Genomic DNA, 16,976 nt, shown 5'->3' with positions numbered 1-16,976 from the left:
GACCGGACATCGGGTGAAGAACGATCTCGCGGCGCTGATGGCGCTCGTGCGGCTCCAGGAACGCTCGCTCGCGGATCCGGCGGCCCGCGCGGCGCTGTCCTCGACGGCCGAGCGCATTCACGTGCTGAGCCGGGTCCACGACAGGTTGCGGCGGGCCGACAGGGCGGCCGTTGTGGATGTCGGGCGCTTCGTGACCGAACTCTGCGACGACGTGCGGGCGACGCTCCAGGGCTTGCGGCCCGTGGCCCTCAGGGTGACGGCCGAGAATTGCCTCCTGCCGCAGGAGCAGGCTGTCGCCGTTGGCCTGATCACCAACGAACTGCTGACCAATGCCCTGAAACACGCCTTCCCGGAAGATCGTGGCGGGACCATCACGGTCCGCTTCGCCCGGCATGAGGACGGCTTCGAACTCGTCGTGACGGATGATGGCGTCGGGCTGTCGTCGAACGTGGCAGCCGGCGGCTCCTCGGGGCTTGGCCAGCGGCTGATGCGCTCCCTGGCCGCACAGCTCGGCGGAACCCTGGAGATTGGCCCCGGCAGCGGGACCTCGGGAACCCGCGCGATCCTGCGGTTCCCCGCCGTCACATGACCCGGTGAACCTTCATGGGTTCGGTGGCCCTGCCGGGTCCGGCAGGGCCACCGGACGGCTGCGAACCGTCCGGTGCTCCCGGAGAGGGTCAGGCGTTGGCGCCGGCCTCGGTATCCCGGGCAGCGGGCCGGCGGGTCCGCCAGACCGAGTAGAGGATGCCGGCGGCCAGGATCGCGAAGGTGATCCCGAGCGACCACTCGGCCGGGAACTTGGTCCACCCGAACAGGTCGGCGACGAACACCTTGGAGCCGATGAACACCAGGAGAACCGCCAGGGCCTGCTTGAGATAGGCAAAGCGGTGGATCACCGCCGCCAGGGCGAAATACAGGGCCCGCATGCCCAGAACCGCGAAGATGTTCGAGGTGTAGACCACATACGGATCGGTCGTGACGTGGTCTGGAGGCCTGCGATCGACCTTCCTCTACTGGCGCACTCGGGACCCAAGTCTGAGGGCAGCAATCCTCAGCTAACCAGACATTGCGAAAAGTCCTCGAACTTCACTGCCTGACCCGAAACGGACCATTCGAGCGCCGCTTGGTCTTCTGATCAGCCTATCACCGATCTGCAATTCGGTGCCGGGTGTCATTCGGCTCGTTGCACCTTACGACAACTCCTTGATCATATTCCTGGCGATAACGAGCTGTTGGATTTGCGAGGTTCCCTCATAGATCCGAAACAACCTGGCATCCCGGTAGAACCGCTCGATGCCGTAATCCGCCATATAGCCGGCACCACCGTGGATTTGGACCGCTCTGTCCGCGACACGGCCGACCATTTCACTGGCGAACAGTTTGCAGCAGGCGGCTTCGGTCGCGACGTCCTCAAGACGATCCTTGCGGCGCGCCGTCTCCAATGCCATGCAGCGCGCCGCGTAGGCTTCGGTTCGGCTGTCCGCCAACATGGCCTGCACGAGCTGGAACTCTGCAATGGGCTGGCCAAACTGCTTGCGCTCCATCGCGTAGCGCAGGCTGTCCTCGATCAGCCGCTCCGCCATGGCGACACAGATCGCGGAGATATGCAGCCGCCCGCGATCGAGGACTTTCATTGCCGTTCCGAAGCCCTGACCTTCCCGTTCGCCGAGCACGGCCTCCGCCGGCACATGGCAGTCCGCGAAGATGACATCGCAGGTATGCGATCCCTTCTGGCCCATCTTGCGATCGATCGGGCCGAGGGTCAGACCCGGCGTTCCGGCTTCCACCAGGAAAGCCGACACGCCCCTTGCGCCCGGCTGCTCCGGGTCAGTCCGCGCAAACACGGTGAAGAGACCGGCATGGGGCGCGTTGGTGATGAAGCGCTTCGTCCCGTTGATTACATACCCCCCGTCAACGCGTCTCGCCGCCGTCTTGAGCGATGCCGCGTCCGAGCCGGCTTCCGGCTCGGTGAGCGCGAACGAGCTGATCATCTCCCCCGACGCCAGACGGGGCAGGTAGCGCCACTTTTGCTCCTCGGTGCCGTCAAGGATCAGGCCCTGCGAGCCGATCCCGTTGTTCGTTCCGACAAGCGAGCGGAATGCGGGGGATGTCTTGCCGAGCTCGAAGGCGACCCGGACCTCTTCCTCCATGGTGAGGCCAAGTCCGCCGAACTCCTCCGGGATCGACAGGCCGAACAGCCCCAACTCGGCAATCTCCCGGCGAACGTCGGCGGGAATCGCGTCCTCATCGGCGACCTGGTGCTCGAGAGGTCTCAGCCGCTCGCGGACGAAACGCGACACGGTCTCCAGCAATCCCTGCATGGTCTGGAGATCCAAAGCCATTCCAGTCCGCGCATCCCTCGCCACGGTCAAGCTGGCCGCTTGACAACCCGCAGGATTTATATACCTCCTGGTCGGTAAGTAAATGGTGGGGCCGAGCCGACGGTGTGCATTGCAGCCCGCGCCGGGGCGGGTTGCCGCCCTGGACAAACGAGCCGGTCGATGAGTGGCGCACCGGAGGGTATCACGGTCCTGGATTTGTCCCGGGCGTTGACATCGCGCGGCTCACGTCGATCGGCGAGATCGCCGATACCGCGCGGGACGACTTCGCGTTGAGCGTCCATTGACATGCAACATTCCCCACAGTGGGCAACGTGACATGCAACCGAAGCGCCAAGGTCGCCCCCCAACGATCGAAAATGCACGAGGCCGGATCCTCGAGGAGGCCGCCGCGCAATTCGCGCGGGAGGGATATGACGGTACGTCGATGGACGATATCGCGGAATCCGTCGGCGTGACCAAGGCGGGGATCTACCACTACTTCCCGAACAAGAAAGAGATCTACGAGGCGATCATCGTCAACACGCTCGAGGGTCTGCTCCGCTCCGTGTCGGCAGCGATCGGACAGGTCCGGGACCCGGAGGACGCCCTCTCGGCTTTCATGGCGGCGCACGCCGACTATTTCGAGGAGCACTATGACGCCTTCCTGACGATGCTCGTCGGGTTCGGCGGCATGCAGAACGCCGTCATGATCGCCGAGGCCCAAAGGCTGAGGGATGATTACGAGGCCCTGCTGAGAAACATCATCGCCGACGGCGTATCGGATGGAAGTTTCCGCCAGGTCGACGTTCGAACCTCCAGTCGAGCCGTACTTTCGATGCTGAATTGGATGGTTCGCTGGTTCAAACCCGGTCACGGACGCCGCGCTTCGGATTTCGCCAAGGAGTATTGCGACCTGGTGCTGGGCGGAATCCGCAAGTAGCCCGTGTGTCTCGGATCGGGCAGGCCCGGCGCATCCGCAAGGCTTCCCCACGCGCGAACAGGTCCCGTCACCCAACCCCACCCTGCGGCAGCCTGCCGATTTCGGGCAGGCCGCCTCACCCGGTCGCGAGTTGTTGCGAGAGAACTTTCAAATGGTCGTTTCCGACGCGGTCGTCCTACCGATCTTCAAACCGTCCCGGGCCTTATCGAAGGTCGGACCTTCGGCAATCTCGCGCATGATGGCGGCGACGGCCGATCTGCAACGCCAGGGCCGCGACATCGTCGGGCTGCATGTCGGGGAGCCCGATTTCGAGACACCGGAGAACGTGATCGAGGCGGCGATCCGTGCCATGCGGGCCGGCGAGACTCATTACACCGCGCTCGATGGGTCGCCGGAGATCAAGGCTGCCGTTCGAGACAAGTTCGCGCGGGAGAACGGTCTCGACTTCACACCGGACGAGATCGTGGTCACCACGGGCGCCAAGATGCTGCTGTTCAGTGCCTTCTTTGCGACCATCCAGATGGGTGACGAGGTCATCCTGCCCGCACCGTTTTGGGGGAGTTACAGCGATATCGTCGAGATGATGGGCGCGAAACCCGTCATCCTGCCGACCCGCGCCGATGATGGTTTCCGCCTGCAAGCCGAGGACCTCGAGCGTGCGATCACGCCGAACACGCGTTGGCTATTGATCAATAGCCCCTCGAATCCGTCCGGTACGATCTACCGGAAGGAGGACTACGAGCCGATCCTCGAGGTGCTCGAGCGGCACCCGCAGGTCTGGTTCATGGTCGACGACATGTATGAGCATATCATCTTCCAGGATGAGCCGTTCGTGACGCCGGCGCAGCTCAGGCCGGACTTGCGCGACCGGATCCTGACCGTCAACGGCGTGTCCAAAGCCTATGCGATGACGGGCTGGCGCATCGGCTACGGTGGCGGCCCGGCTCCGTTGATGAAGGCGGTGCGGGCCGTTCTCAGCCAATCGACCTCCTGTACCTGCTCCATCGCCCAAGCCGCTGCCGCCGAAGCCCTCAACGGACCACAGGACGTGGTCCGACGCTATCGCGGGGAATACCGGAAGCGGCGCGAGCTTATCATCGCCGAACTCTCCACGATTCCGAAGCTCGCTTACAACCCGCCGGACGGTACTTTCTACGCATTCATCGACTGGCGCGGGCATGTCGGGAGGAAGACATCCGCCGGGCGTGTCCTGACCGACGACGAGTCGCTCTGCGACTACCTGCTGCGCGAGTGTGGCGTCGCGGTCGTCCCGGGATCGGCGTTCGGGAGCCCTGGCTACTTCCGCATTTCCTTCGCGAGTGCAGAGGCGGCCTTGCGGGAAGGAATGTCGCGCATTCGCACGGGGTGCGCAGCGCTTTCCTGACGATGGGCCCCGGCGAGGGCGTGCGGCGCTCCCATCCAACTCCCGACCCCCACCATGCCTGTTCGCGAAAGGTGTTCGATGATGCATTCCAAGGACCTGGCCAACCAGATGAACGGAGCGGAGAGCCTCGTTCATACGCTCCTGACGTCGGGAGTGGACACGTGTTTCGCGAATCCCGGCACGAGCGAGATGCATTTTGTCGGGGCTCTCGATCGGATTCCGGGCATGCACTGCGTTCTCGGTCTTCAGGAGAACATCGTGACCGGCATGGCCGACGGATACTACCGTATCGCGCGAAAGCCCGCCTGCACGCTGCTCCACTGTGGGCCCGGTCTCGCCAACGGCATGGGCAACTTGCACAATGCCCGGCGCGCCCGCGCCGGGATCGTCAATATCGTGGGTGATCAGGCCACTTACCACCGGCCCTTCGATGCCCCCTTGACGGCGGATACGGAGGGAATGGCCCGAACCGTTTCGAACTGGGTGCGGACGAGCGCCAACGCCGCCGACGTCGGCCGGGATGCGGCAGCAGCCGTCCAGGCCGCCAGCACCATGCCCGGGCAGATTGCAACCCTCATCCTTCCCGCCGACGCATCCTGGGACCGGGGCGGCGTCGTGGCCGAGCCACTCGCGGTGCCGCCGGCTCCGCCGATCGATCCGCTCGCCATCGAGAATGCCGCGCGGGTTCTCCGAGCGGGCAAGAACGTCCTGATCCTCCTGGCCGACCAGGCCACGCTCGCAAAATCGCAGGGTCTGGCCTGGCGCATTGCCCATGCGACGGGCGCGAGCCTGCTTGCGAGCTATACGAACGGGCATATGGCGCGTGGGCGCGGGCGCTTGCAGCTCGAGCGCGTGCCGTACGGGACCGACGCAGCCATCCAGGCCTTGAGCAGGTTCGAGCACATCATCCTCGTCAATGCGAAACCTCCTGTCGGATTCTTCGCGTACCCGGGCAAGCCGTCGATCCAATACCCCTCTCACGCGCAGCTTCACGTGCTCTCGCGCCCCGATCAGGATCCGGATATCGCATTGCGGGCTCTGGTCGATGAGCTCGGCGTACCGGAAGTACCGATCCCCGATCCTGGCCCGCGTCCCGAGGCCGTGGGCGGCGCCCCGACGCAGGAAGGCCTCGCGCAGACCCTCGCGGCCTTGATGCCGGACGATGCGATCGTCTCGAACGAGAGCATTTCGTTCGGTCGTGACTTCTACAAGTTCACGCACGGCGCGCCAGCGCACGACTGGCTCAATCTCGGCGGCGGCGCGATTGGCGACGGCTTGCCTGTCGCGACGGGGGCCGCAGTTGCTGCGGGCGGAAAGAGGCGCGTGATCAGCCTACAGGCCGACGGCTCTGCCATGTACTCGTTGCAATCGCTCTGGACTCAGGCGCGCGAGAGGTTGCCGTGTACCACGATCCTGCTGAACAACCGCAAATACAATATCCTGATCGGCGAATACGAGAATGTCGGAGCGGTGCCCGGTCCTACGGCAATGGGCATGCTCGACCTGTCGAACCCGGACCTCGATTGGGTCAAGCTTGCCAACGGCATGGGCGTCGAGGCGGCGCGGGCCACGACGCTGGAGGAATGCGCTGACCTGATGAAGCAGAGCTTCAAGGAACAAGCACCGTTCCTGATCGATCTGATGATCTAAAAGGCAAATGGAAGGTATCGCCCGCGCCAAGGCGGAAGGTGCCTACAAGGGGCGGAAGCCTCGATCGATGTCAGCAAGATGAAGGCCCTCGCAGCCGAGGGGCTCGGTGGCACCGGCTTACGAAGGCCCGCAAATGGCACAGAGCTGACCTTGCTCGAACTTCCGCTTCCGCGCGGAGTGGAGACACTGAGCCTTCCTTAACGCCGACCGGGCAGTCTGGCACCACGCAACGAGGAACGTGGAATGCTGCCTGCCGCCTTGGCTGAGGAGTTCGCCCGGGACGCCCTCCTGACCCGCGATGAGATGCGGGCGGTCGGGATCGCCACCCGCGACATCGCCGCCCTGGTCGGAGCCGGGGAGATAGTCCGCGTCGCCCGGAACCTCTACGTGCAACGCGGAAAGGATTCCCACTTCTGGCTGGAATACGCGATCATCTGCAAGATCAGCGGAGGCGTGCTCTGGGGTCCCACCGCAGGCCAGATCCACGGCCTGACCGATGACATCCCGTGGGCCATCCACGTCCTCGTCCCGGAGGGCAGCGGATCAAGCCCCGCGCGGCGGGTCCCGTCATCCGCTCGCGGGGCACGTGCCAGTCCCGCAACCTGGAGATCGGCGTCGAGGGGATGCGTGTCGACGGCTTCCACCTGCGGGTCACCGACAAGGCACGGACGGTGGTCGATCTCGTCCGCTGGGGCGGCATCCGGCAGCACGCGGTCGAGGCGGTGCGATCCTACCTGGCCGACGAGCAAAGGGCGGATCGGCTCCATGCGATGGCGGAGGAGTTCGGCATCGGTGTTTCGCGGGAGATCGTGACCATCACGGAGGCGATGTACGTCGGGGCAGCCACGCAGGTCCCTCTCAATTCCGGGGATGGCGCTGGGATCCGGCTTGACTCACGATGCGCTCGTTCTCTTTTCGTTCGCATGGCTGTGGAGACGATCGGAGAGGCCTTCTCGCTCGGCTGGCGCGTGCGCATGCGCTGCTCCTTCGGGCCGCGTGACGGCATGAAGAGGGTTCGCGAATGCGACTTCCGGTGCGAACTCGATCTCCAGACGCTCGTGTGCACCCGCGGTGCCGCGATGCCGCTCTCCCTTCTTCCCGAGCGGCTCAAATGCCCGCGCTGTGGCTCCCGCAGGGTGGCGCTGATTTATGAACCACCTTCCGAAAGCGTCCGGGCGATCGGGTGAGGCGAGGGGCTGCGGAAGCCACCCGATGGCCGCATGATCGGCTTGGATAGCGCTCGGTGCCCTCGGCCGTTTGGCTCCGGTCAGAGGAGCCGACGCGCGCGTCACGATTGACGTGGTGGCTTACGCGTCGGTGATGTGACGGGATCAGGTCCCGACGGCGTCACTCACGCACTTCTTCGTGAAGCTCGCCTTCGCGGCGCCCGCGAGCTTTTTGTCGGCCGCCTGCGCATCGCAGGCCTTCGAGGCATCGGACTCGCATTTCTTCATGAAGCTCGTCTTCGCCGCCCCGGCGAGCTTCTTGTCGGTCGCCTGCGCCGTGCAGGAGCCGCTGGCCGTAGCCGGAGGGGCTGCCTGTGCCGTCGTGGCCGCCGGCTTCTGCGCCGGGCTAGGATTGGGCGCGGTCTGGGCGAGGACTGGCGTGGCCAGCAGGATCGCCGCAACGGTCAGGAAGCATGACGAACGCATCAATGGTCTCCTTGGCTCTGCCGGATCGGCAGGCCAGCGGGGAGATTCCGCCCCGTCGGTTGAACCGACGCTTAACGCGCGCCAGCGACGGTGCCCGGAGGAACTCGCCCGGCAACTCCATCGCCGGAGGGCGTCGGCATGACCGGGAAGGGTCCATGGGCGAGAGCCGTCGGCGGCTCCTCGGGACCGTGCGCGCGCCAGACACATCCCGCGAATGCTCACGCTTCCGGTTGACTCAAGGTAAGTTGTTCCTTATTCGTTCCCGGCCATGATCATCCGCTCCGTCCGCATACGCTGATCGCCTCGCCCGCCGCCCGGCAGGCGGCGACGATCCCATGCGTGTGACGGAGACTCTCGTGATCATCACCCTTCAGCATTTCATTGTCCCGATGTGCGCCCCCCTTTGGGAGGGAGGTCGCGCATGAGCCAGGATTCCGATCCCGAGAAAAAGCTCATGGAGCTGCGCGCGCAGGGTGTCGCGGTCGATGTCGACCGGGAGGCGCGCACGATGCGCGTCTCGTTCCCGCGCTGGATGGAGGCCGACATGCTCGCCGACCTCCTGCGCCGCGAGCACGCCGATGATCCCGTCGAGGCGGCGCGCAACATCTGGATCATGGTCGCGCCGACGCTGCGCGACTGCGGCTGGTCGGACGAGCGGATCATCCGGGAATATGCCATTCCCGACGAGGTGCTCTCGGGCGAGGCCGACCGCCGGGCGAATGCGCGCGCGGCGGTGCAGCGGGCCGGGTGGGTGCTCGAGGCACCGGACTGCCTCTTCCGGGGCGAGCGGCCCCTGATCGAGGCGTTCCGCTCCGGTGCGCTGCCCGAGGATGAGTTCGGGCAGGCGCACGCCGAACTCATGCGCGAGGTCTACAGGCGCGAGAGCCTCATCCCCGAACCCTTGCCCGCCCTGCCGGAGGACGAGTTGCGGGTGCGCGTTGTGGGAGGCCCTGATCCGGAGGACGAGGTCGTGATCACGGTCGATCACCTGCCGACCTGGCGGCGGGCACCCGTGCATGCGCGCCCGCGCCGACTGGCGGCTGACTACGTGCGGTTCGCCATTGAGCACCTCGCCCGCGACCTGTTCCTGCTCGGGCTGGGCGAGGATCCGATCGGCGAGGATCTCTTCACGCCGGAGGACGAGCGGTGACGTGCGGCGCGGGGATGTTCCGCACTCCAAAGTCCCGGCCTCAATGAGGATTCCCGAGCATGGCGGGCGGCCTTGGTCATTCCGACGAGACCTGCGGCATCTTCGCGGAGGCCATGGCCGAGGCGCACGCCCGCCTGTGGCGCGAGCACGCCCGCAAGAAGGTCTCTGACGAGGCGGCCCGGCGGGCGATCCGGCGATGGGGTGAACTGATCCGGGCGGCGCGGGTGCCCAGGGCCGACCTTCGGGCGCTGGCCGATGCGATGGCGCGGATCGCGCCCGAGGCGCTCGCCCATCCGCCGACCCCTCGCGTGACGCCGCCGCTGCCGCCCGGCACTATCGGGTTGGGCGAGGTCGTCGCGCTCTTGCGCCGGGTGCTGTCGGGCGATGCCCGCATGCGTCTGGTGGCGCCGCCCCTGCGGTGGACGGACGTGCACCACGCCGCCGGGATGATCGCCGTCGAGGGCAGGTGGTTATGCCTCTACCGCCGCACCGAAGGCATCCGGTACCTCGAGGAGGCGGTCGCGCCGGACGGCCGCTGCTCCGGATACGGCCTCCTGTCGGCGCGCGTGGGCGACCCTTACGCGCTGCTCGAGGACGACAAGCAGGAACGGCTCGCGGATCTCATCGAGGCGCTCGTCGCCGATGAGGCGGCCACGCGGATGCGGATCGAGGCCGAGGACCGGGTTGGATTTCCCGAGCCGCTGGTCCCGATGCACCGCGTCGTGGCCTGGGCGAGCCTCGCATGGGGCGAGGAACCCGCGCCGGACCTGACCCTGAAGGAGAAGGTCGACGCCCTCTGGATCGTGGTCGACCTCGTCATCGCGCGGGGACTCCGGGGTGAGTTCGCGGGCATCCGGGAGCTGCTCGACCAGGCGGTCTGGCTCGATGGTCTGCTGGACGGCCTCGGGAAGGCAGCGCGATAGGGGAGATCAGGCCGCTCGAACACGCCGCAAGACATGGCAACGTACGCGGGGCAGTTCAGCGGTTCTTCCTCAGCACCTCACGCACGAAAGCATCAAGCGAGCGGCCCCCGGGGGAGTGCGTGATCGATGCATAACGATGTGCCAGGTGCACGGGGATCAGGGCCTCCGTGAACAGGTCCGTTTGCATCATCCCGATCAGCGAGACCATGCGGGAGATGTCATCACCATAGTGTTTCAGGTTCAACTTCGCGTCACGGAACGGGACGCCGTCGATCCTCTCCTCCTTGCGCGCGAACGGATAGGCGAGGGTCACGTCGAACACCTTGCCGCGCGAGGTCCTGACGATGAAGGTCTGGCCGTAGTAGGTGTCCTTGCCGAAGTTCTCGGGACGGCTCGTCAGGTTCGGTTCGATGAGCGAGGACCGATAGGCGTCGTCGATCGGCAGGATCCACGTTCCGTCACGCAGCCGGTCGTCCTCCTCGAAGTGGAGGATTCGTTCGATCAGGGTGGCGTGCTCGACGACCTTGCCTGTCTTGGACACGCCGACGACGGGCTGGAATTAGGGCCAGCCGCCCGTGAAATGAATAACCTGTCCGGTCGTGAAGGGCGACTTCCCGGAGGCGAGGAACTCGATCAGGGCTCCGACTTCCTCCGGCTGCCCGAGGCGGCCCATGGGCACGAACCGTGCGATGGCTTTCCTCCCCTCGGGATCATCGACGAAGCGCGCCCGCAGATAGTACATCTCGCTGTAGAGGAAGTTCGGCGCCACCACGTTGGCCTGGATGCCGAACGGAGCGGTCTCTCTGGCAACGGACCTCGCGAAGGCCGTCGTGGCGGCGCGCAGCGTCGTCGCAACCGCAAAGCCCGGTTCGGGGCTCTGCTCGCGGGCGGAGGTCACGAACACGAACGCGCCGCTGCCGCGCTCCTTCATGGGCGCGAGGAAGAGTTGCGTCAGGCGTATCGGAGTGACCACGAGGGCCTCGAAGCCATCGCGGAATCGGTCGACCGGAATGTCCTCGATGGCGCACGGCATGTTCGGGTGCACGTCGTTCAGGACGATCCCGTCGGGAACACCCCAGCGGGCGATGACCTCGGCATGGATGTCCGCCGGGGTCTGGGCCTCGAGCGCATGGGCCGATCCATGGCTCTCCCAGAAGGCGGCGCGCTCGGAGGCGTCCCTGAATACCGTGTCGTGGCAGACCACCGTATGGCCCGCCTGGACGAGCGACCGGAGGGCGCCCGGCCCCGTGTACTGATTGACGTTCGTGAGCAGGATGAGCGGCATCGAATGGCCTCGACTGGATGTCGTCATGACGCGAGATCGATCACGTGATCCATGGCTTGTGCGGGCTTCCGGCATCCGGCCTGGCCGACGATGCGAGCCGGAATGCCCGCGGCCGTCGTCCCGGGAGGAACGGGGGCGAGCACGACCGCCCCCGCACCGACACGTGAGCACGGCCCGACCTCGATGTTGCCGAGGATCTTGGCTCCGGCCCCAATGAGTACGCCGTGTCGGATCTTCGGATGACGGTCGCCCCCCTGCTTGCCTGTGCCGCCGAGCGTCACCTCTTGCAGGATCGAGACGTTGTCCTCGATGACGGCCGTCTCGCCGACCACGATGCCCGTGGCATGGTCGAGGAAGACACCCCTTCCAACGGGAACGGCCGGGTGGATGTCCACCTGGAACACCTCCGATGACCGACTTTGGAGTAGGAGCGCGAAGTCCCGACGACCGTGAGCCCAGAGCCAGTGCGCCAGCCGATGCGTCTGGAGCGCATGGAAGCCCTTGAAGTACAGGACCGGATCGAGGAGCCGCGTTGTCGCCGGATCACGGTCCTGCACGGCCGCGAGGTCGGCTCGCATGGCATCCCCGATCGAAGGCGCGTCCTTGAGCGCCGAGTCGTAAGCAAGGCGGATCAGGTCCGGCGGCACTGCCTTTGAGCCGATCCGGTCCGCGATCCTGCCGATCAGGACCGCCTCGAGGCTGGGCTGGCACAAGACGGAAACGTTGAGGAACGTGGCCATCGCGGCGTCGCGCCGTGCCGCTTCCTCGGCTTCCTGCCGCAAGCGGTCCCACGGCTCGTTGATCGCTCGTTCCGTTGCGGAAATCTGATGAACGGGCATTACCGTCTCCTGGATCCAGACGCCGGCCCAGACCGTGTCCCCTGACTGTGGGGCGGTGGCGGAACCGGACTCAAGACGTCTCGGCCATTGAGGACCGCCTGTGCACCTTCCAAGCGATTTCGGCAGGAAGCCGGGGCATTCATGCGGCCCGCTCATCGGAATTGACCATGGCAATGATCATTGCGGCAGACCGGGAGGGCGAAGTGCAACGAACCTTTGTCGGTGAGAGCGATGCTGACTCAGCGCCCGACATACTGCGGATCCCGCTTTTCGATCCAGGCATCGAGGCCCTCGGCCAGATCGAGTGTCGGGACCATGCGGGCGAATTGCTCGCTCTCGATGAGCAAGCCCTCGCCGATGCTCGCGTTGAGGCCGCGTGTCACGGCGGTCAGGATGTTCGCGATGGCGAGCGGCGAGTGACGGATGATGCGCCGCGCGAGATCCTTCGCGGCCGCGAGCGTCTCGCCCTTCGGGACCACCATGTTGACGAGGCCGAGTTCCAGGGCGCGTCTTGCGGGGAAGGGCTCTCCGGTGAGGAGCAACTCGAGCGCACGCTTGCGCCCAGCCAGGCGGGGCAGGCGCTGAGTGCCGCCGAAGGTCGGCGGCATGCCGAGCTTGATCTCGGGCTTCGCGAACAGGGCATCCTCACCCGCAACCGCGAGATGGACCGCCTCGGTGATCTCGCATCCGCCGCCATAGGCCAGTCCGTTGACGGCAGCGATGATGGGCTTGGGGTAGCCCTCCAGGCGGCCGGTCAGGGTCTGGCCGCGGCGGACGAAGTCCCGCACCGCCCGGTTGCCGCCGGCCTTCACGCTCGTCGAGAACTGATGGATGTCGCCGCCGGCGGAAAAGGCGCGCTCTCCCGCACCCGTCAGGATGATGGCCCTTATGCCATCCTCGATCTCGATGCGGTCGAGGATCTCCATCAGCCGGTCAGCCATCTCGTAATTGACGGCATTGAGGCGCTCCGGGCGGTTTAGGGTCAGGATCGCGATGCCATCCTCAATGGTTTCCTGAATGATCATGTCGTCCTCTGTGCAGCGGCCGAAGAATGACTTTCCGGTGCCAGGTGGACAAACGACATCGGCTTGACGGTGGGTGAACTATTTTCACGACTCAGGTCGGGGAGGATCCTTCACCGGCTCGATGACGCAGGCCGACCACGGCGAGGCGGGATCGCCGGGCGGCATTCACCCGGACGCGTCGGCTTCGGCCTCGGCGACAATCCAGTTCAGGAATGCCCTGACATCCCGGCGCGGTTCGCGGCCGCTCGGCACGGTCACCCAGTAGCCGGTCTCGATCGCCAGGGGCGCATGGCCGATGTCCACCACCCGGCGCGCGTCGAGGAGCCCGTCGCACAGAGGCAGTCGCGCCAGGGCTATGCCGAGGCTGCCGGCGGCGGCCGCGATGGCGAGATGAATGGTATCGACCGACAGGTGTCCCCGTGGCGTGACTGCGAGTCCCGTGTGGGTGAGCCACTCGTCCCAGTCGCGACTGACGGTCCTGACATGGATGAGGGTTGCCTCCTCCCAGCGGAGACCGTCCGCGGAAGCGAGGCTCGCCCGGTAAGCCGGGCTCGCCACAGGGAGCAGTGTCTCGCGGAACAGGAGGTGCGCGGTCGTGCCCGGCCACTGGGCCCGGCCCATGCGGATCGCGATGTCTATACCCTCGAGCGGAAACACCACCTGCCGATGGCTGCTGTCGAAGATCAGCTTGATGTCGGGATATCGCGCGCGGAAACCGTGGAGCCGCGGCATCAGCCATTCGGCGGCAAAGGTGGGGGGCACGCTGAGCGACAGCCGTCGGTCGTCCTCGAGCGGCGAGACGCGCCTTGCCCCGACCGCGATCAGCGAGAGCCCTTCGGCGACGTAGGGCAGGAAGTCCTCCGCCGTCTCAGTCGGGATGATGCGGCGGCCGTCACGGATGAACAGCGGGGCACCGATCCATTTCTCCAGGGTCTCAATGCCATGACTGACGGCGCTCGGCGTGACGTTAAGCTCATCAGCCGCCTTCCGGAAGCTGCCGAGACGCGCGGCGGCCTCGAACAGGCGCAGAGAGGCGAGGGGTGGAAGGCGCAGGGCCAAGCGAGCATCCCGGGCAGCGGTCACATCGGTCGGGACTGTAGCGGCAGTCACGCCACTGCACATGATGAAAATTCACCAGTGTCCCGAACGGTTCACGCGCGGCATCGCTGCTTCCGCCGAGGGCATGGGCATCGCCGAACCGCTCTCGAGTCAGGCTCCCCCGGTTCTCCCGTGTGGTCATTCGGAAGCTATTTCACCCGCCTCCAGACCAGTGGGCCGGTCCCGCCACCGGAGGCTGTGGGAACCCAGTACGTGAGCTTGTCGCCTGCGAGCGTGAACGGCCGCTTCTGCTCGGCACTGTCCCAGTTCGGAAGAGTTGCTGCATGGATCCGAAAGACGAGACTGTCTCCGTCTACCGAATAGGTGCCGAAGTGCGCGATGCTTCCCTCGACGACGGCTCTGTTCTCTTCCGGCGTCCCCGCCATTCGATTGTTCGACGCGATCTTTGGCAGGTCGGAGCGGACGATCACCAGCACAGAGCGTCCGCCTTCGTCAAAGGTCAGCACACCTCTCGGACCAGGGCCAAACGGCTCGATCTGGGCCGGGTGCGTCCTTGGTGCGATCCCTTCCGTGCGGCAGCAATTGGGGTAAGCGGTCGTTCCAACCCGGCCCGTGCCTCGTCACAGGTGCCTTGTAGGGGAGCGACACGCGATAGGCCGAGCTTGCCGCCCGTCCGACCAGGCACTCGTCGGGCGTTCGCTAGGCCTACCCACTGAGGACGGATCGCCTGTAGTCGCCGGGGCTTGGCGGGGTAGGTCGGACCGGATCCTACAGCGGATGGTCGGGGCCGCAGTGCCGCAAGGGTCCTTCGCGCAGTCGAAGTTTAAGTCACGGAGCATTCTGGCGTTGCTGCAACGCGGAATGTGGAATGTTGCCTGCTGCCCTGTGGAAGAGTTAGTGCGGCAAGCCATCCTGAGCCGCGGCGAGAAACTGGCGATAGGAAGAGGTAGTGGCGCGGCGCCCGAAGAATCCTGAGACTAGCTGACTACGGGTGCCGTCATGGGAAGCCGTCACTTCGGTACACGGGAACTACGCGTAGCACTTGGTCACGATCTCCTGCCTGCTAGGCCTGCGACGGTCCCCGTGAGGACGGTGTCGGGCCACTGGAGGGGGCGATCGCCGCATACACGCTCACGGCAAACAACCCGACCGCGTTGGGCCTACTGCTACAATTCTACGACCAGACCGACCATGGATGTTACCGCGTTAATGCGACGAGGCTGTGACGATCGCACGAAGTCCTTATCGACGGAGTTCAACGGAGTGAAACCTCTTTTGCCGTAGAACTGAGACCGCCTTCACTCGAGTATGGAAGGGCTGTCCCGGATTGTTGGCTAAATCGGCTCGAGGCTGAAGAGCAGTCATCGCCACGCCCAATGTTCTCGGTCGCAAGCGATCCGCCCTCGGAATCACCATTGTCGTCGTGTCTCTCGGGATCTGGTCGAACTCGCCAGCACGGCGACAAAGCCGCAGTCCGTGGGCGGGTGCTCGATGCGATGGGCTTCAGGCCAGCCAGACGCAGGACAGCAGTTGGCCTGGTCCGCGGATCAAACCGGATATTATTTCTGGTTTGCCGTGCCACTCATCGACGTTCCTGTCTCACTCGTTTAGAGACTGCCGCATCGGTTGTAGAATGAACACGCCACCTGTCGGCCGGTGGCTCGCCCAAGCCCTGCGGAGCAGATCCCGGATAGCTCCTCATCGAGAGGCCGTGGATCCCAGTACGGATTCGCCATCTTTGTCGCGACTGCCTGATCGATGCCGTCGAACGGCATCCCGGTCTCGCGCGGCACGCGCCTGACGCCGAGCCGACCCACCAGATTATAGAGCTCCTGCATTATAGAGCTCCTGCGCGGCTTCGGCGGCTCCCAGCACAGGTGCGATCCGCTCCATTGCCTCCGGTGCGTCCGGCGGGCGAGTGCACACGGACGTTGAAACGGATTTCTTGAGTTTAGAATCGAATGGTCGCAACTCGTTTCAACGCGTGATGACGTGTCCGCGCATTGGGACAATGTGTGCAGGACTGGAGAGCGGTTGCGGAGGCAACGAGTGGCATTTCGAAATGCATCGACAGGTTCGGCGCCGCGGAGCGTGAGATCGGCACCGTCTCGTGGGGAGTCGAACAGAAACTCATGCATTTCCGCCAGGTGCCAGCCCGCGATCTCTGTTCACGGGGTCTATCGTACGCCCGGGCGCATTGGGCCAAGAGGATTCCAGAGGATTCCAGGAGAGGCACGTGAAGCAACACCGCAGGGTGCGTGAAGCACGATAGAGATGCCGTCCCAGCGTTTCAGATTGTTGGCAACCCTGGATCGTCCAGAACGGTTGGTCTATCAACGTCGACGGATGAATCCGGAAGCGCAGAGGAAAGATCAGGCGACTGATGCCAAGGTCGCACCCCACGACTGGCGCATGAACTCCCCGTGCAGCTTCTGCGTGGCAGTCTCGTAGGCCTCTGCGGCGGCCTCTACCGTCGAGAAGGTACCCATGCAGGGCTCTCGGCCGTGGACCTTGAGCTTCGCGATCCAGCGCCTGGACGTCTTGCACCAGTGCACGCCCTTGTAGCCGGACCTGTTGTTGCGAGAAGCGCATCGGTTACGGGTGTTCTCGGACACGGTGCAAGGTCGCACGTTCTTGCGCCTGTTGTTGAGAGTGTCCCCGTCCCGGTGATCAACGTGCAGGTCCGGATCCGAGCAGCCCGAGACGAGGCGAGGCGGCGCATGTAGGCCGTGCGCCGCGTCCCGCCGA

The 16,976-nt window shown here is 65.4% G+C and carries 17 protein-coding genes and 1 pseudogene; 7 read left to right on the top strand and 11 right to left on the bottom strand.

The features are described from left to right. The coding region (locus BN1233_RS18445) for a sensor histidine kinase (RefSeq protein ID WP_187144319.1) at window positions 1-589 on the top strand (589 nt) is incomplete at its 5' end. Window positions 590-677: 88 nt separating this feature from the next. Here BN1233_RS18445 and BN1233_RS18440 read toward each other — a convergent pair. Further along, window positions 678-980: pseudogene (locus BN1233_RS18440) on the bottom strand (TerC family protein); the annotation flags it as partial. Window positions 981-1,190: 210 nt separating this feature from the next. Then, entirely contained in the window at window positions 1,191-2,342 is a 1,152-nt protein-coding gene (locus tag BN1233_RS18435; protein WP_046865096.1) for an acyl-CoA dehydrogenase family protein, read from the bottom strand. Window positions 2,343-2,658: 316 nt separating this feature from the next. Here BN1233_RS18435 and BN1233_RS18430 point away from each other — a divergent pair, with 316 nt between their 5' ends. From BN1233_RS18430 to BN1233_RS49760, 4 genes are all read left to right on the top strand, one after another. Then, entirely contained in the window at window positions 2,659-3,261 is a 603-nt protein-coding gene (locus tag BN1233_RS18430) for a TetR/AcrR family transcriptional regulator (protein WP_046865095.1), read from the top strand. Window positions 3,262-3,412: 151 nt separating this feature from the next. Continuing rightward, window positions 3,413-4,645 (top strand): pyridoxal phosphate-dependent aminotransferase, encoded by a 1,233-nt coding sequence (locus tag BN1233_RS18425; protein WP_046865094.1) that lies wholly within the window; start codon window positions 3,413-3,415, stop codon window positions 4,643-4,645. 78 nt (window positions 4,646-4,723) lie between these two features. Further along, a complete protein-coding gene (locus BN1233_RS18420; RefSeq protein WP_244470632.1) occupies window positions 4,724-6,295 on the top strand; it encodes an acetolactate synthase large subunit in 1,572 nt (523 codons plus the stop codon). A 506-nt stretch (window positions 6,296-6,801) separates the two neighbouring features. After that, window positions 6,802-7,482 (top strand): hypothetical protein, encoded by a 681-nt coding sequence (locus BN1233_RS49760; RefSeq protein ID WP_244470633.1) that lies wholly within the window; start codon window positions 6,802-6,804, stop codon window positions 7,480-7,482. A gap of 144 nt (window positions 7,483-7,626) precedes the next feature. Here BN1233_RS49760 and BN1233_RS18405 read toward each other — a convergent pair whose 3' ends face one another. Further along, window positions 7,627-7,947, bottom strand: coding sequence for a PsiF family protein (locus BN1233_RS18405; RefSeq protein ID WP_082145537.1), 321 nt, complete (start codon window positions 7,945-7,947; stop codon window positions 7,627-7,629). Between the two features lie 421 nt (window positions 7,948-8,368). On the opposite strand from BN1233_RS18405, the gene BN1233_RS18400 reads away from it, so the two are divergent. Both BN1233_RS18400 and BN1233_RS18395 read left to right on the top strand, forming a co-directional pair. After that, window positions 8,369-9,097: a hypothetical protein gene (locus BN1233_RS18400; protein WP_046865092.1), complete on the top strand. Its 729-nt coding sequence runs from the start codon at window positions 8,369-8,371 to the stop codon at window positions 9,095-9,097. Window positions 9,098-9,156: 59 nt separating this feature from the next. Then, the gene (locus tag BN1233_RS18395; RefSeq protein WP_046865091.1) at window positions 9,157-10,020 is read left to right on the top strand and encodes a DUF7693 family protein; all 864 of its coding nucleotides are present in this window, start codon (window positions 9,157-9,159) and stop codon (window positions 10,018-10,020) included. 55 nt (window positions 10,021-10,075) lie between these two features. On the opposite strand, the gene BN1233_RS18390 is transcribed toward BN1233_RS18395, so the two are convergent. From BN1233_RS18390 to BN1233_RS18355, 8 genes are all read right to left on the bottom strand, one after another. Further along, window positions 10,076-10,561 carry a hypothetical protein gene (locus BN1233_RS18390; RefSeq protein WP_046865090.1) on the bottom strand — a complete coding sequence of 162 codons (486 nt, stop codon included), beginning with the start codon at window positions 10,559-10,561 and terminating at the stop codon, window positions 10,076-10,078. A gap of 18 nt (window positions 10,562-10,579) precedes the next feature. Continuing rightward, window positions 10,580-11,305: an SDR family oxidoreductase gene (locus BN1233_RS43075; protein ID WP_048707486.1), complete on the bottom strand. Its 726-nt coding sequence runs from the start codon at window positions 11,303-11,305 to the stop codon at window positions 10,580-10,582. Window positions 11,306-11,328: 23 nt separating this feature from the next. After that, window positions 11,329-12,144 (bottom strand): serine O-acetyltransferase, encoded by an 816-nt coding sequence (cysE, locus tag BN1233_RS18380; protein WP_046865089.1) that lies wholly within the window; start codon window positions 12,142-12,144, stop codon window positions 11,329-11,331. 239 nt (window positions 12,145-12,383) lie between these two features. Then, window positions 12,384-13,169: a crotonase/enoyl-CoA hydratase family protein gene (locus tag BN1233_RS18375; protein WP_046865088.1), complete on the bottom strand. Its 786-nt coding sequence runs from the start codon at window positions 13,167-13,169 to the stop codon at window positions 12,384-12,386. 165 nt (window positions 13,170-13,334) lie between these two features. Next, window positions 13,335-14,291 carry a LysR substrate-binding domain-containing protein gene (locus tag BN1233_RS18370; protein ID WP_082145535.1) on the bottom strand — a complete coding sequence of 319 codons (957 nt, stop codon included), beginning with the start codon at window positions 14,289-14,291 and terminating at the stop codon, window positions 13,335-13,337. A 125-nt stretch (window positions 14,292-14,416) separates the two neighbouring features. Continuing rightward, complete coding sequence (locus BN1233_RS18365; RefSeq protein WP_280139380.1) at window positions 14,417-14,764, bottom strand: lipocalin-like domain-containing protein; 348 nt, start codon at window positions 14,762-14,764, stop codon at window positions 14,417-14,419. Window positions 14,765-15,835: 1,071 nt separating this feature from the next. Beyond that, window positions 15,836-16,066, bottom strand: a complete 231-nt coding sequence (locus BN1233_RS18360; protein WP_046865086.1) for a hypothetical protein — start codon at window positions 16,064-16,066, stop codon at window positions 15,836-15,838. Window positions 16,067-16,600: 534 nt separating this feature from the next. Beyond that, window positions 16,601-16,976: HNH endonuclease (locus tag BN1233_RS18355; protein ID WP_046865085.1), on the bottom strand; the 376-nt coding region annotated here is incomplete at its 5' end.

It is taken from the genome of Microvirga massiliensis, from assembly GCF_001006805.1.
Lineage (GTDB): Bacteria > Pseudomonadota > Alphaproteobacteria > Rhizobiales > Beijerinckiaceae > Microvirga > Microvirga massiliensis.
The sequence above is the reverse complement of the archived record's forward strand: the minus strand, read 5'-3'. Positions and strand labels throughout refer to the sequence as shown.

Bases quoted from the DNA above. Each gene is read 5' to 3' on its own strand.
- BN1233_RS43075 (WP_048707486.1), bottom strand. From the start codon at position 11,305: ATGCCGCTCATCCTGCTCACGAACGTCAATCAGTACACGGGGCCGGGC.
- BN1233_RS18425 (WP_046865094.1), top strand. From the start codon at position 3,413: ATGGTCGTTTCCGACGCGGTCGTCCTACCGATCTTCAAACCGTCCCGG.
- BN1233_RS18430 (WP_046865095.1), top strand. From the start codon at position 2,659: ATGCAACCGAAGCGCCAAGGTCGCCCCCCAACGATCGAAAATGCACGA.
- BN1233_RS18435 (WP_046865096.1), bottom strand. From the start codon at position 2,342: ATGGCTTTGGATCTCCAGACCATGCAGGGATTGCTGGAGACCGTGTCG.
- BN1233_RS18360 (WP_046865086.1), bottom strand. From the start codon at position 16,066: ATGCAGGAGCTCTATAATCTGGTGGGTCGGCTCGGCGTCAGGCGCGTG.
- BN1233_RS18395 (WP_046865091.1), top strand. From the start codon at position 9,157: ATGGCGGGCGGCCTTGGTCATTCCGACGAGACCTGCGGCATCTTCGCG.
- BN1233_RS18370 (WP_082145535.1), bottom strand. From the start codon at position 14,291: ATGTGCAGTGGCGTGACTGCCGCTACAGTCCCGACCGATGTGACCGCT.
- cysE (WP_046865089.1), bottom strand. From the start codon at position 12,144: ATGCCCGTTCATCAGATTTCCGCAACGGAACGAGCGATCAACGAGCCG.
- BN1233_RS18375 (WP_046865088.1), bottom strand. From the start codon at position 13,169: ATGATCATTCAGGAAACCATTGAGGATGGCATCGCGATCCTGACCCTA.
- BN1233_RS18400 (WP_046865092.1), top strand. From the start codon at position 8,369: ATGAGCCAGGATTCCGATCCCGAGAAAAAGCTCATGGAGCTGCGCGCG.
- BN1233_RS18420 (WP_244470632.1), top strand. From the start codon at position 4,724: ATGATGCATTCCAAGGACCTGGCCAACCAGATGAACGGAGCGGAGAGC.
- BN1233_RS18405 (WP_082145537.1), bottom strand. From the start codon at position 7,947: ATGCGTTCGTCATGCTTCCTGACCGTTGCGGCGATCCTGCTGGCCACG.